Origin of the sequence: Psychrobacter sp. NPDC077938 (assembly GCF_044542635.1) — a bacterium.
Taxonomy (GTDB): domain Bacteria; phylum Pseudomonadota; class Gammaproteobacteria; order Pseudomonadales; family Moraxellaceae; genus Psychrobacter.
In genome coordinates, this window is record NZ_JBITUW010000008.1 from 51,928 (window position 1) to 66,204 (window position 14,277).

7 protein-coding genes are annotated in these 14,277 nt (G+C 45.4%); 5 read left to right on the forward strand and 2 right to left on the reverse strand.

The genetic code is table 11. The features are described 5' to 3' along the window. Positions 1-28 precede the first annotated feature (28 nt). Entirely contained in the window at positions 29-1,537 is a 1,509-nt protein-coding gene (locus ACIGBM_RS12650; RefSeq protein WP_397477985.1) for a carboxylesterase/lipase family protein, read from the forward strand. 318 nt (positions 1,538-1,855) lie between these two features. Here ACIGBM_RS12650 and nirD read toward each other — a convergent pair whose 3' ends face one another. Beyond that, on the reverse strand, positions 1,856-2,206 hold the full coding sequence (nirD, locus tag ACIGBM_RS12655; protein WP_101204537.1) for a nitrite reductase small subunit NirD: 351 nt from the start codon (positions 2,204-2,206) through the stop codon (positions 1,856-1,858). A gap of 137 nt (positions 2,207-2,343) precedes the next feature. Beyond that, positions 2,344-4,944, reverse strand: coding sequence for a nitrite reductase large subunit NirB (gene nirB, locus ACIGBM_RS12660; RefSeq protein WP_397477986.1), 2,601 nt, complete (start codon positions 4,942-4,944; stop codon positions 2,344-2,346). Between the two features lie 639 nt (positions 4,945-5,583). On the opposite strand from nirB, the gene ACIGBM_RS12665 reads away from it, so the two are divergent. From ACIGBM_RS12665 to ACIGBM_RS12680, 4 genes are all read left to right on the forward strand, one after another. Continuing rightward, complete coding sequence (locus tag ACIGBM_RS12665; protein ID WP_397477987.1) at positions 5,584-7,092, forward strand: NarK family nitrate/nitrite MFS transporter; 1,509 nt, start codon at positions 5,584-5,586, stop codon at positions 7,090-7,092. Between the two features lie 208 nt (positions 7,093-7,300). After that, positions 7,301-9,250 carry a protein kinase gene (locus ACIGBM_RS12670; protein WP_397478060.1) on the forward strand — a complete coding sequence of 650 codons (1,950 nt, stop codon included), beginning with the start codon at positions 7,301-7,303 and terminating at the stop codon, positions 9,248-9,250. Positions 9,251-9,302: 52 nt separating this feature from the next. Next, entirely contained in the window at positions 9,303-10,781 is a 1,479-nt protein-coding gene (locus ACIGBM_RS12675; protein ID WP_397477988.1) for an NAD(P)/FAD-dependent oxidoreductase, read from the forward strand. Then, positions 10,778-14,275, forward strand: a complete 3,498-nt coding sequence (locus tag ACIGBM_RS12680) for a molybdopterin-dependent oxidoreductase (protein ID WP_397477989.1) — start codon at positions 10,778-10,780, stop codon at positions 14,273-14,275. The genes ACIGBM_RS12675 and ACIGBM_RS12680 overlap by 4 nt, the downstream gene beginning before the upstream one ends. Positions 14,276-14,277: the final 2 nt, after the last annotated feature.

The following is a 14,277-nucleotide window of genomic DNA, read 5'->3' on the forward strand; positions in this document are numbered from 1 at the left end:
AGCGACAGTCTTAATTTTGAGCTTTAATATGGCGTCTTCATTTGCAGCGAATAACGATATAGAAGGACAACAGATGACGGTTTCTGTTCATCAAGGCGACGTTCAAGGTAAAGTGAATGCCGACGTCACGTCATTTTATGGTATTCCTTATGCTCATGATCCTTTTACAAAAGCGCGTAGGTTTAAAGCTCCTCAGGCGTATGAAAAGTGGGAAGGAGTCTTGGACGCCACAAAAAAAACAGCGCCAGTTCCGCAGCCAGGAAGAGAGCAGACGGTTGAGCTTGTCGGTGCTGCAGGCGACCTTACCTTAAATATATGGGCGCCAACGGCTGCTCTACAATCAAATAAGCAGCTACCTGTGATGGTTTGGATACCTGGCGGCGCTTTTATTCGGGCAGATGCAGGAGAAGAGGCGTACAACGGTACTAGCTTTGCAAAAAACGACGCGATTGTCGTCACTGTGAATTATCGAGTTGGTGTTGATGGGTTTATGCATTTAGATGGTGCGCCAGATAATAGAGGTATTCTCGATCAAATTGCGGCATTACAATGGGTACAGAAAAACATTGCCAATTTTGGTGGTAATCCAGAGAACGTTACTTTGTTCGGTCAATCAGCAGGTGCTGAAAGCGTCGCCATACTGTTGGGTACAGATAAGGCAAAAGGTCTCTTTCAACAAGCAATAATGCAAAGCCCACCAATGCAATTCATGACCATGGAGCAAGCAGATCGAGTTAGCCAAACTTTTGCCAAAGAGCTGGGTGTATCAGCAACGATAAGCGATATCTCTCAAATCCCTCTTGAAACGTTAGTCACTGAAGTTATTGATATCGGCAACACTATAAAGAATCGAGACCAGTGGGGCATGATGTCTTGGGGCGGCACAGCGTTTTTGCCTGTTGCTGATGGAGATGTCATCAAAGAGTCACCTATGAGAGATTTGGCGAACAATACAGATCCAGCCATTCCCGTTATCGTGGGTAGTACGGATCAAGAAGCCAGACTGTATTATGTTCCAGGCGGTGCGATCGATCAAATCCCTGCAACACAAAGATCTCAGTTGTTGAGTGATTTATCTTTGAATGGTGCATCGCGTGATGTTTACGCGCCAATTAAGAATAAAAAATCTATTGGCGATAGCTTTGCTGACATTCAGTCTGATTATACCTTTCGGATGCCTGCAGTCCATATTGCTGAGCACTTGGTTAACAACGGCAATAAAGTCTGGCATTATAACTTTTCGTGGTTTTCACCAGCCTTTGATGGAAAGTTAGGCGCCGCGCATTTTGTGGATGTGCCTTTTACCTTTAACGCTCTTGATAGTGAGCAAGCCAAAAGCTTTATTGGCGATCAACCATCGCAAAAGCTTGCCGATACCATGCATCAAAACTGGATCGAGTTTGCTCGTTCTGGACAAGCACCATGGGATAACTATCGACTAGCAGATCGAGCAACGATGGTATTTGATACTGATTCTAAAATTGTTAAAGACCCTGAGCGAGACGTTAGAGTATTATGGAAAAATTATTCGTTCTAAAACGATGGTTTCAATCATATAGCCTGAAGCGCAACTCACGTGCATAAAGATCTATACGTAGCCCGCGCTTTCATAACAGCCGTATATGATAGCCGTGGGTGCATGAGGATTGACATAAGACATAAAGTCTACTTTTAACCAAACTAAAAACGCAAATATCAGCCTTTCAGTTTGGTTGAATGTGTTGAAACGTTTAATGCGTGGTATTTCAGCATGATTATCAAAAATAAAATATCCTTTGAATCTCAGACTCAAAGGATGTTTTAGATTAATACAGCAATTATTAATGGCATATCAAATTAGAGATAACGTCGCTTATTATTCGTAGTTTGCCACCACATTATTTCCATCAAGTTTGAATTTATAAGTATTGAGCACAATACTCTCATCATCTAAACACTGACCAGTAGCTAGGTTAAAGCGTTGTTTATAGATGGGCGAGGCCACATAAAGCACTTCTTTTGCTGTTCCTGTATCATCTGTAATCGTGGTGCCACCAATCAACCCCCGTGACAGTACATTGGCTTGACTGAATGGATCGTAGTTATCAAGAGCAAATAAATCGTTCTCTTTGGTGCGAAAAATAGCAATTTGTTTGCCATCTATCAGGGCGCAGACACCGGTTTCAGGAATGATATCGTCAAGTGTACAAATAGTCTGTTGGTTCATGAGGCGGTATCCTTAGTGATGATAATATTGCTCTGTATGAGTGGTAAATCATGAGTGACAAGCTGCAAGTCACGAAAACATGAGTCAAAAAACAGCGCCTTGCTTTTTGTGATAACTAACAAGGCACTCCTCCTTGGCTAGGCCAATTCAACCAGGTTGATGGTTGCTTTTTCCGCATCAGTCGCTGGGCGAATCTGTTCACGATCAGTCACGAAAACGACATTATCATCGCCTTTCTCACTGTTTACAAAATGACGGAAACGCTTGAGTTTTTCGGTGTCGTTAATCGTTGCTGCCCACTCACACACGTAATTGTCGACCAACAATTGCATTTGCGCTTCGAGCTCATCTGCTATGCCCAAACTGTCTTCAATAATGACAGCCTTCAAATAATCCAGCCCGCCATCTAAGCTTTCACGCCACTTTGAGGTACGCTGTAGCTTGTCCGCTGTTTTGATATAGAACATGATGATGCGGTCGATATATTTGACCATGGTTTCGGTGTCCAGATCGGTGGCGAACAGCTCGCCATGACGTGGGGTGATACCACCATTACCACAGACAAATAGATTCCAGCCATTTTCAGTCGCAATCATGCCAAAGTCTTTACTTTGTGCTTCCGCACATTCGCGCATACAGCCTGACACACCCATCTTGATTTTGTGCGGTGAGCGCACGCCTTTATAACGATCCTCTAATCTCAAGGCGAGGCCAATGCTGTCATCGACGCCGTAGCGGCACCAGTTATTACCGATACAAGATTTCACGGTACGTAAAGATTTACCATAGGCATGACCAGTCTCAAAGCCTGCTTGCACCAGTTGCGTCCAAATATCAGGCAATTGCTCCATGCGTGCGCCAAACAGATCGACCCGCATTCCACCAGTGATTTTGGTGTATAAATTAAACTGCTTCGCCACTTGACCCAGTACGATGAGCTTGTCTGCAGTAATTTCACCGCCCGGCACACGAGGTACGACGGAATAAGTGCCGTCTTTTTGGATATTACCTAAGTAGTAATCGTTACTGTCCTGTAGTGGTGTTAGCTCGGTTTTGAGTACGTAATCATTCCAGCACGATGCCAAAATAGAGGCGACCGTTGGTTTACATATCTCACAGCCATGACCGCTACCATGTTCAGTCAGTAATTCATCAAAGGTTTTGATGCCGTGCACACGAATCAGACTATATAAATCCTGACGAGAGTACGCAAAGTGCTCACACAAGTCATTGTTTACTTCAAAGCCCATGGCGGTGAGTTGGTAGCTGACCGTATCTTTGACCATAGGGGCACAGCCGCCACAGCCACTACCAGCACTGGTCATGGTTTTTACATCGCTGACGGAGTATGCGCCGTTTTCGACGGCGGAACAGATAGCACCTTTGGTCACGTTATAACAAGAACAAATCGTGGCGGTATCTGGCAGATTGTCGATGCCCATCACGGGTTTTTCGACATTGGGTAATATCAGGCTTTCTGGGTGTGCGGGTAGGTCAATGTCATTTAAATATAATTGCAATAGGTTGTTATAGTCTTCGGTGTCGCCTACCAATACAGCGCCAAGCAATCGCTTGTTATCTGGTGTGGTGACCAGTTTTTTATAAATTCCCTCAGCAGGGTTCTGATACAGGTAGCTTAAGCTGCCTTCACTTGAGCCATGTGCGTCGCCAATACTGCCTACATCCACACCCATCAGTTTTAACTTGGTGCTCATGTCAGCACCCGTAAATATCTGCTTGCTATCACCAGCGATTTGCGCGGCACAGATACTGGCCATGTTGTAACCGGGAGCCACCAGACCAAATACTTTGTTGTCCCATACTGCGCATTCGCCCACGGCATAAACATGATCTACATTGGTGCGACATTGCTCATTGATCAAGATGCCACCACGCCCGCCCATTTCGATACCGCATTCGGGGTTGTTTTTAATGAGACCGTCTTGCGGTCTAATACCAGCGCTAAACACAATCATATCGGTCGTTAGAGAGGTGCCATCTGTAAACTGCATGGTTAAATATTGACCATCACCGCTGGTGTCATCAGAGTTGGGTGCAGTATTGGATAGAATCTCTTTGGTGTTTTTCCCCGTCAGCACTTTGACACCAAGTGCTTCTATTTTTCGCTTTAAAATCTCACCGCCAGCGGCATCAAGCTGAACGCCCATCAATTGCGGCGCAAACTCGACCACATAGGTATCCAGCCCTAGCGTCACGAGCGCTTTTGCGGCCTCAAGTCCCAGTAGACCACCACCAACCACCACGCCTTTTTTGACAGTGGGCAGCTCAGCAATCGCTAGAATCTCATCTAAATCCGCAATGGTACGGTATACGTGGCAATGCGGATGCTCACGGCCTGGGATAGGCGGCACAAAAGGGTATGAGCCCGTCGCTAGTACCAACTCAGAGTACTCAATAATCTCGCCTGCCTCAGTAGTAATACGCTGACTGGCCGAATCGATATCTACAATGCATTGATTCAAATGCAAATTAACTTTTGATAATTCATAGGCTGTTAAATCTACTAGGTTTAGCTTACTGGCATCTTTATGTTCAAAGTAGCTCGACAAATAAACACGGTCATAAGCAGGGCGGTCTTCTTCAGCAAACACATGAATGTCAAATTGCTGGTGTAGCCCTTGTTCAATTGCTCGTTCAATAAAGTGATGACCGACCATACCGTTGCCAATCACCACCAAATTACCTTTACTTTCTGTGCTCAATGCAGTGCTACTCATGCGTCTGTCCTTAGTAATGGGGCTGGTTGGGTACGGTCATCGTTTATTTTTTATCTCGCTATAAACGGCTCCGTCCCTCAACAACAGCTGATAAACAGCATTTAATACCTACTATTACAGAGCATTCAATAATCATGCCATGGCACTTTGATTAGCTAGGTTTTTGCGTGTTGCCATCAGACATAAAGGTATGCCGTATCGGTTCGAGTCACTTATGTACAAAGGTTTTTACGTCAGCATGATCAGCGCTATGACTTACCAAAAATAGGATGGTCGCCGTTGTCACCGACTGAGATACCAGAAGCTAATGCACCAAAATAGTTACTGCTGTGCCCCAAGTTGGATGTTATTGCTGTTTATAAGGGAGGCTGATGGAGTGTTTTAAATCTGCTGTGTTAATGCTTTATTAGCATAAGCGTCAGGTGTGGTGATGGTTATAGACCCGCCAGTAAAGGCGCTTAGAGCCTCAATAAGCGTTGGTCTTTATATGGATTTGGCAGCGTACACGGATAACTGGCATAACCATTGCACTGCTTGAAACATTGCTACTTATCATATTTGAATACTGCATTTTTTGAACACTTAGTACCTTTAGTACGTTGTCAGAACCCTGAAGTTAATCATTTGAGGAAGTTGCCTATGTCATCATCAGCCCCCGTTGCATCTAGTAAAGACAAGCTTAACGTTTTGTCATTTACGGGTAAAAATAAAATCCTTCATTTAGGTTGGATGGCATTTTTCCTTACCTTTTTTGTATGGTTTAACCATGCACCATTTTTATCAGCGATTGGAGAAACGCTCAATCTGAGTAAAGACCAAGTCAAAACACTACTCATTTTAAACGTGGCATTGACTATTCCTGCCCGCGTGATTATCGGGATGCTGACAGACCGTTTTGGCCCTCGTATTGTTTATACCGCCATTTTAGCCATTGGTGCTATTCCTTGTTTTACCTTTGCGTTCGCGCAGGATTACAACACCTTGGCACTGTCTCGATTTTTACTGGGTTTTGTGGGTGCAGGTTTTGTGGTGGGTATCCGTTTGATGAGCGATTGGTTTCCAACCAATGAATTGGGAACAGCTGAGGGCATTTATGGGGGGTGGGGTAATTTCGGCTCGGCAGCAGCGGCACTGTTATTGCCGACTATCGCGATTGGTGCCGCAGCAGTGTTCGGTGGTGATGAAGGTTGGCGCTATGCAACAGCCACGTCAGGGGTAGTGATGGCGATTTATAGCATCATTTTTTATAAGATGGCGCGTAATACACCCAAAGGGGCTACTTATTTTAAACCCAAAAAATCAGGTGCCATGATGGTGACGTCATCGGGTGATTTTTGGTTAATGATGGTTTTTAAACTGCCTATGTATTTGGCATTGGCATTATTGGCATGGAAACTATCACCTGATGGTGTGAGCTTACTGAGCCAGTCTAGTGTCACCATGGTCTATATTGGCCTTGCGATATTGTATGTTTACGAGTTCATTAGTAGCTACCGTTTTAATAAAGAGGTTTTCACCACGCCTGTACCAGTGGCGCATCGTTATGATTTTAAGCAAGTAGGTATCTTAAATATTTTGTATTTTGCCACGTTCGGCTCAGAGCTCGCCGTCGTGTCGATGCTACCTTTGTTTTACCAAGAAACTTTTAGTTTATCGATTGTGATGGCAGGGGTATTGGCATCGAGTTATGCCTTTATGAATCTCATGTCACGCCCAGGTGGTGGTTGGCTCAGTGATAAGTTTGGTCGTAAAATTACTTTGTTGATTTTGACAGCTGGTTTGGCCATCGGGTATCTATTAATGGGCTTCCTTGATTCAACGTGGCCACTGGCATTGGCATTGTTAATCACAATGTTTTGCTCATTCTTTGTACAGGCAGGTGAGGGCGCTGTTTTCGCGGTAATCCCTCTGATCAAACGTAGTATGACAGGGCAGTTTGCAGGGATGACAGGTGCGTATGGTAATGTTGGGTCAGTGGTGTATTTAACGGTGCTGAGCCTAGTGTCTTATCAAGTGTTTTTCTTTGTAATTGCCGCGACAGCAGTGGCTGGATTCTTTGCATTGTTTCTCTTAAAAGAGCCAGAAGGCATTATTATTGAAGAGATGCCAGATGGCACATTTGCCGAAATACAAGTGAGTCATAGATAGTATGGGGTGACGACAGATGACGATAACACATGCAGCAAACGCCAATAGAAACAATAGTCAAAATGCGGATGAGATGGCTGTTCATTTCAATAAAGGCAATCCGTCATCTTTGATAGAGTCAAGTCAGTTTGTTGCTATTGATGAGACTGGTGGAAATAAAGATATTGTTGATGCCAGTACTGCATTATGGTGGCTTGATTTTTTCACTATGGCAGGTCGCAAGACGGAAAACCAAGACAGCTTACTTATCACCACCTGCTTGCCCCATCAATATTCAGGTGCAGAATCATCTAATGCTAATCGCTCAATATCTCAAGCAAGATCTCACCCGTCCTCATCAGCCCCATTATTGGTGCTGATGGCAGATGGGGTCAGCGTTTGTCAGTTTCCAAAACAGGCAAGTCGACTGGTAGTGAATACCATTGCCCACAAAATCACATTAGGATTGACTGCACTGGCACAATCACAAGATGAGACGTCATCCATCAGTTTTGATGATGATCAAGTCGCCACTATCATCAAAACAGCAGTCAACAAAGCCAACGATATTCTATATTTTCCTCAATCGTATCAACGGGTGCCGCCGTTGTTGTCTACGTTATCAGGCTTGCTCTGTATCGGTGACCGTATTCACCTGTTTCATACAGGCGACTCTCGAATATACCGCGTTGGGGTAGATTGTCTGACAGTATTGAGCAAAGATCACCGCGTGCACCGCGGCCAAGATAAAGGAGCGCTTGCTGCAGCTATCGGCGCAGATAGCCAGTTAGAGCTACAACAATCGGTATTTACCCTTCATCAAAACGAATGTTTGGCCATTATGACAGATGGGGTTTATGAGCATATAGAGCCCACAGAGTTGCAATTTGAGCTGTGCAGCAGTGCGACTGATATATTTCAGTTGATGGCTACTACACATAAATTACTGCTAGGGTTTAACACCAGTCAAGCCGTGTGCGAGCAAGCCTTTAGTGCAGGCAGTCATGATAATCTAAGCATGGTCATGCTGAGTATGAACACACGCTCAGCCCATTTTACTTCTATCAATGGCTCAAAGGGTATTGGTCATTTTGATGGTATGGACTTTGATAATCTGGATACAGTCATACGTGATGTGAATCGCTACCAGCTTCCAACCGATTTACAGATAGGCGATCATATTGATGGCTTTACTGTGATTGGTATCATTGCTCGTACTGCTCGCAGTCACGTGTACTGGGTACAAGATGAAGACAACCATGACTTTGTTTTAAAATCACCCAGTTTAGACTCTGTTGCCGATGGTCACTATCTGCGTGATTTTTTAAAAGAACGTAAAATTGGTTTGAGCCTATCAAAACATCGCCGCGCAGGAGAGTCGGCTTACAATCAAGCTGATCCCAATCGATTGCCTGTCAATTCTGCATCCAACAATATTGGTCATAACGTCGGCTCTGGGCTCAGTGAGTCGGGGCTGCTGCGTTACTATCCAGTACCAGCAAGTACCACCTACTTATATCATTTGACTGAATATATCGCCGGTGAGAGTTTACGGGACTTTATGGATCGTCATGCGCCTTGTGATGTGTGGCAAACCTTTGATTTACTCACCAAAATTGGCATGGCGGTTCGAGTCATGCATCGCAACTATCTGCTGCATCAAGACATCAAACCCGAAAACATTCTTTTGACCAAATCAGGTGCGGTCAAACTGATTGATTTTGGTTCCGCCAGTTCCTCTATCTTAAAAGACAGCACCCGACCACCAAATGGTGATTTGCACTATGCTGCACCAGAATATTACACCGATGCACCAAAAGGTGTGCATTCTGACTTGTTCTCGATTGCAGTGATTGGCTATGAATTGCTGACGGGACAATTGCCATTTAATACCCAGACACTAATGATGCCAAATCAAACATTACTTATGCCCGCGCAGCCGCTACGGCAGCAGAACGTACCTGATGCCAGCCAACAGGCACTCATGCGTGCGCTGCATGTCAACACTAACGCGCGCTATCAAGCCATTGGTGAGTTTTTACAGGATTTTAACCCCGATAATAAGGCACACAGCCGTGACCCAGAACCCCTCATTAAGCGTAACCCTCTGCTGGTATGGCATGGCATTTGCTTCATAGAGTTTGTCATCATTTTATTGTTGTTGGCGTACTTTTCATGACACGCTGTTTTGCATTCAATGCTGCTCCGCGCGGCTAAGGACTTTTCTGTTTATGTCGCTATCTATGTCGCAAGCCGCAACTACGGTAGATACTCATACCAATACTCACGCCTTAGCATCAGACCATCAAAAAAACGCTGGCATCGTTATTATCGGAGCGGGTATGGCAGGCAGTCGTTTTGCCATTGAGCTTGCTCGCACGCACTCAAATGATGACACTGCCCGTCTGCCAATTACGTTAATCAGTAAAGAGCCGCACGTGGGCTATAACCGCATTATGCTGTCACCAGTATTGGCTGGCGACACAGCATTTGAAGATACTTATTTGTACGACGAAGCAGAGTATGAGCAGCTGGGTATTACTGTGCTGGCTGGGGTTGCGGTAGAGACAATAGATACCAGGCACCAGTGTATTGAGCTAGATGATGGGCAAACACTCAATTATGCCAAGGTAGTGATGGCAACAGGGTCGACTGCTCGAGTCATTCCGTTCCCCAACCACATGGCTAAAGGCGTACATGTATTTCGAGACCTTGCCGATGTGACCGCTCTGATGGACTATGCCCACCAAGGAAAAACGGGTTTGGTGATTGGCGGTGGCGTACTGGGATTAGAGGCTGCCTGCGCGTTGGCGGCCCAGGGTGCGAGCATGACGGTCATTCATATGGATGGTCATGTACTCAATCGTCAATTAGACCTGCCAGCTGCCGAGCTTTTGCAAGCTGAGCTCAGTCGCCGCGGGGTTGGTCTCGCGGTTTCTGCACATACTGAGGCTATCGAAATGAATGATGTAGGAGAAGTGTGCGGATTATCTTTAAAGGACGGGCGCACGCTAGCGGCCGATTTTATCGTGATGGCAGTGGGTGTGATACCCAATACATCGCTTGCTAAGCAAAGCGGGCTTGAGGTTAATCGCGGTATTGTGGTCGATGATTTTATGCATACCAGTTGTCCCAATGTTTATGCCATTGGTGAGTGTATAGAGCGAGAGGGCGAGCTATTTGGAATGGTGGCGCCGGTCAATCAGCAGGTAGATACATTGGTCACGGTTTTAAAAGATGACTTGATAGAAAACGATACAAATGTGATAGACAATAAAACTGCCGTACCAGATCACTGGGTTCCTTTTGTGAGCAAACCGTTGTCATTAAAATTAAAAGTATCTGGTATGTCGGCATTTTCTGCAGGGCAAATCGCTTTTGATGACGAAGCCGCTGATACTGTTGAAACCCTCGTATATCGTCAGCCTGAATTAAACCATTATCATTGTCTGTACCTCAAAGAAAACAAACTCATTGGTGCTGTGCTTTATGGGGACACCAGCGATGGCAGCTTTTACAGTCAGTTAATTATAGATAACGTTGATATTACGTCCATCAAAGACACACTCATATTTGGCGAAGCATATTGTCATTTGGATGAAATAATGCCAAGCAATTCGCCAACTACGGAAGTAGATATAGAATTTAATGAGACAGACAGGAACGTCGATCATCATAAAGCGGCTGAACTGTTAGAGGATGCATTATGAATGACGCTATTGCCAATGAATCTGCTGCAAGCAAAGTAGTATCAGCTAATAAATCGAACGGCCTACCTAATAGCGTGCAAAAAGCAACAGACCGCGTCATTGAAACACATGATATAAGTGCTGCCAAAAATACAAAAAAAGCACTGTCGTCTTCTGATAGCGATTTGATTGATAGCTCGATAACTACTATCCGCACGACGTGCCCTTATTGCGGAGTGGGATGCGGTGTTTTAGCGAGCGTGAATGAGACAGAGGTGCTGAGCGTTAAAGGAGATCCTGAGCATCCGGCTAATTTTGGTAAATTGTGCTCCAAAGGGAGTGCACTGGCACAAACATTGGGCACCGCGCGCCGCTTGACCGAGCCATATTATCAAAACAAGCACGCAGTCATGCAACAGCATCAGCCTATGCAATTGGGTAATGATTTTAATGCTAAAGACGTATCTGACAAGCCACTTATAAAGCAGACAGACTGGGATACCGTACTAGAGGACGTTGCCAGTCGTTTAAATGACACTATCGCCAAACACGGGCGAGACAGCATTATGTTTTATGTCTCAGGTCAATTGCTGACTGAAGACTATTACGTGGCCAATAAATTTATAAAAGGGTTTATCGGTAATAATAACATCGACTCGAACTCTCGGCTGTGCATGTCGTCCGCAGTAGCTGGGCACAAACGTGCGTTTGGCGCAGATCTTGTGCCGGGTAATTACGAGGATTTAGAGGCTTGTGATTTATTGGTACTGGTAGGCTCCAATATGGCGTGGTGCCATCCTATTTTATTTGGTCGATTTTTAGCAGCCAAAAAAGCCAATCCCAATAAAAAACTGATTGTGATAGATCCGCGCCGTACGGACTCTTGCGAGTTTGCCGATTTGCATTTACCAATTGCTGCGGGCACGGATACACATTTATATAATGGGTTGCTGCATTACTTAGATCAGCAGGGTTGCCAAGATGATGAATATGTTAGCCAAAGCTTGGGCGTTGATGATGCGGTGAATGCGGCCAAAGCATGGAGCATTGATAAAGTCGCCAGTGCTTGTCAAGTGTCTGCGGAAAGTATCCGCCAGTTCTATGAATGCGTTGCCGCCACTGATAAAACAGTCACTGCCTTTAGTATGGGTGTCAATCAATCACAAAGCGGAACCGATAAGGTCAATGCTATTATCAATACCCATTTGTTCACGGGGCGTGTGGGCAAAGTAGGGGCCAGTCCGTTTTCACTTACTGGACAGCCTAATGCAATGGGTGGACGAGAAGTCGGCGCCCTTGCCAATTTGTTAGCGGTGCATTTAGAACTAGACAATGCCGATCATCGTCAGCTCGTGGCAGACTTTTGGCAGTCGCCTCAACCTATCTCCCCAAACGTGGGTGTCAAAGCCTGTGATGCAGCCGCTGCCATATTAGATGGTCGTATCAAGGCCATTTGGATTATGGCTACCAACCCTGTGGTTAGCTTGCCAGATGCCGATAATTTTCGCCAAGCGCTTGCCAAATGCGATCTAGTGATTGTCTCTGACTGCTCGGTAGACAGTGACACGGTGAAGTGTGCTGACATTGTATTGTCTGCCCAGGGGTGGGGCGAAAAATCTGGAACGGTCACCAATTCTGAACGGCGTATCTCTCGGCAGCGGACATTAATGCCTGCAGCAGGGCTTGCCAAACCAGATTGGTGGATACTGTCTCAAGTTGCCACACGCATGGGGTTAACGGGGTTTGATTACCAACATCCTAGCGAGATATTTAATGAGCATGTGGCATTGACCGCTTATGGTAATACGCATAACAATAACTACAGAACATCTCAATCTAATAAGAATTACCCTCGTTATCTGAACCTTAGCAAAGACTTGTCTGCTTTAATGACAGATGAGGTACCAGCCGATAAACCTGCTCAACAATATATTAGGCAGCATATTAGCCAGAACGGCAATCAAATACATCAGCCAATCGTACTCAGTCAGCAAGCATACGAAGAGATGTTACCATTTCAATGGGGTGGCACGCGTATCTCTATGATTGATAAGATAAAACCTTTAGAAAATGAGATCATTAATTCCGCTGCCACTGTTACCAAGTCACAGTTAATCGCTATTACGCCCTCTGATGAAGCGAGCGTAGCCAATGTACATCGACGTCAAACAAGGCAAAAACCCCAACTGATTGGTGAGCATCAATCACCCTCTAAACACGAGTTTGAGCATGATACTCAACCTGAAAACCATGTGGTTCATGTACGCCTGATTACGGGCAGGCTGCGTGATCAATGGCATACCATGACTCGCACTGGCCTTGCACCGCAGTTAAATCAACATCAGCCAGTACCGACACTGACCATACATCCTAATGATGCACAGCAACTGGGTGTTCAAGACAATGACTTTGTGCAACTGCATCGTAGGTATGAAAACTACGGAAAGCATGAAAGTTATGATAACGGCGTGACTAGTAATGGCGTAGTCAGTGACGCCGCGATGAGTGCGGCTAGGGATGGCAACGAGCCCGCAACTACCGTAATGGCGCAAGTTGCCATTAGCGATACGTTGCGCGTTGGTGATGCGTTTATGCCCATGCATTGGAGCAATGCTTTTGCTAGCTTTGCTCGTGTAGGCCCCCTTATTCCAACAGTCGTCGATCCGCATTCAGGGCAGCCAGAGCTCAAAAATTCGGCGATTAGTGTCACGCCCGTTCCTATGCAATCATTTGGCAAGATTTTGGTGCATCCTGAGTGGCAAGACGCCGTTATAGTGCAACTACGTACTATTTTGGACAATTTTTCTGCCAAAGCGTCAGAGAAAGGATTGTCTGAAACAAAATGCGAAGCACGTTCAAACAACATTTTACCAGAGGCATTACCTGCAATCACTTGGAGCTTGAGTCATCAAAATAACAGCGTCTTGATCAATCTCGCTAGCCCGATGGTGGAGGCTAGTAGTACCTTAGCGTGCCCCGAGTTTTGGCAGCAGTTTATAGCGTCTATGCAATCATTATCACAGCCAAACTCTCAAGAGGGTGTCATGCATACGGCGTTTACGGTCGATAATGTACAGAATCAATTGCGTTTTATTGTGACACAATCTGCGCCTGAGACAGACTCAAACAACGCTGCCATAAATAGTGGGTCATCTGATGATGAGAGGCCCAGTACACAACTGATTATGGCTATTTATGTTGCCCCAACGCAACAGCAATTACCGAGTGTCCGCTGGCTCGATAGCTGTTTTACGGATACTAGCCAAATACCTGTCAATCAACGATATAAATGGTTGCTCGCGGGGCGGCCTGCCAGTGGTTATGTTGATCCAGGACCCTTGGTATGCTCATGTATGTCGGTTGGAAAAAACACTATTCTCAACGCTATCACACAGCATGGTTGTACTAGTGCGATGGCAGTGGGTAAGCAGTGCCGAGCAGGTACCAATTGTGGCTCTTGCGTTGGGCAAATCAATGCATTAATCGCAGAATGCGCCTCCTTGGCGCAAGCTTAGAT

Bases quoted from the DNA above. Each gene is read 5' to 3' on its own strand.
- ACIGBM_RS12650 (WP_397477985.1), top strand. From the start codon at position 29: ATGGCGTCTTCATTTGCAGCGAATAACGATATAGAAGGACAACAGATG.
- nirD (WP_101204537.1), bottom strand. From the start codon at position 2,206: ATGAACCAACAGACTATTTGTACACTTGACGATATCATTCCTGAAACC.
- nirB (WP_397477986.1), bottom strand. From the start codon at position 4,944: ATGAGTAGCACTGCATTGAGCACAGAAAGTAAAGGTAATTTGGTGGTG.
- ACIGBM_RS12665 (WP_397477987.1), top strand. From the start codon at position 5,584: ATGTCATCATCAGCCCCCGTTGCATCTAGTAAAGACAAGCTTAACGTT.
- ACIGBM_RS12670 (WP_397478060.1), top strand. From the start codon at position 7,301: ATGGCAGGTCGCAAGACGGAAAACCAAGACAGCTTACTTATCACCACC.
- ACIGBM_RS12675 (WP_397477988.1), top strand. From the start codon at position 9,303: ATGTCGCTATCTATGTCGCAAGCCGCAACTACGGTAGATACTCATACC.
- ACIGBM_RS12680 (WP_397477989.1), top strand. From the start codon at position 10,778: ATGAATGACGCTATTGCCAATGAATCTGCTGCAAGCAAAGTAGTATCA.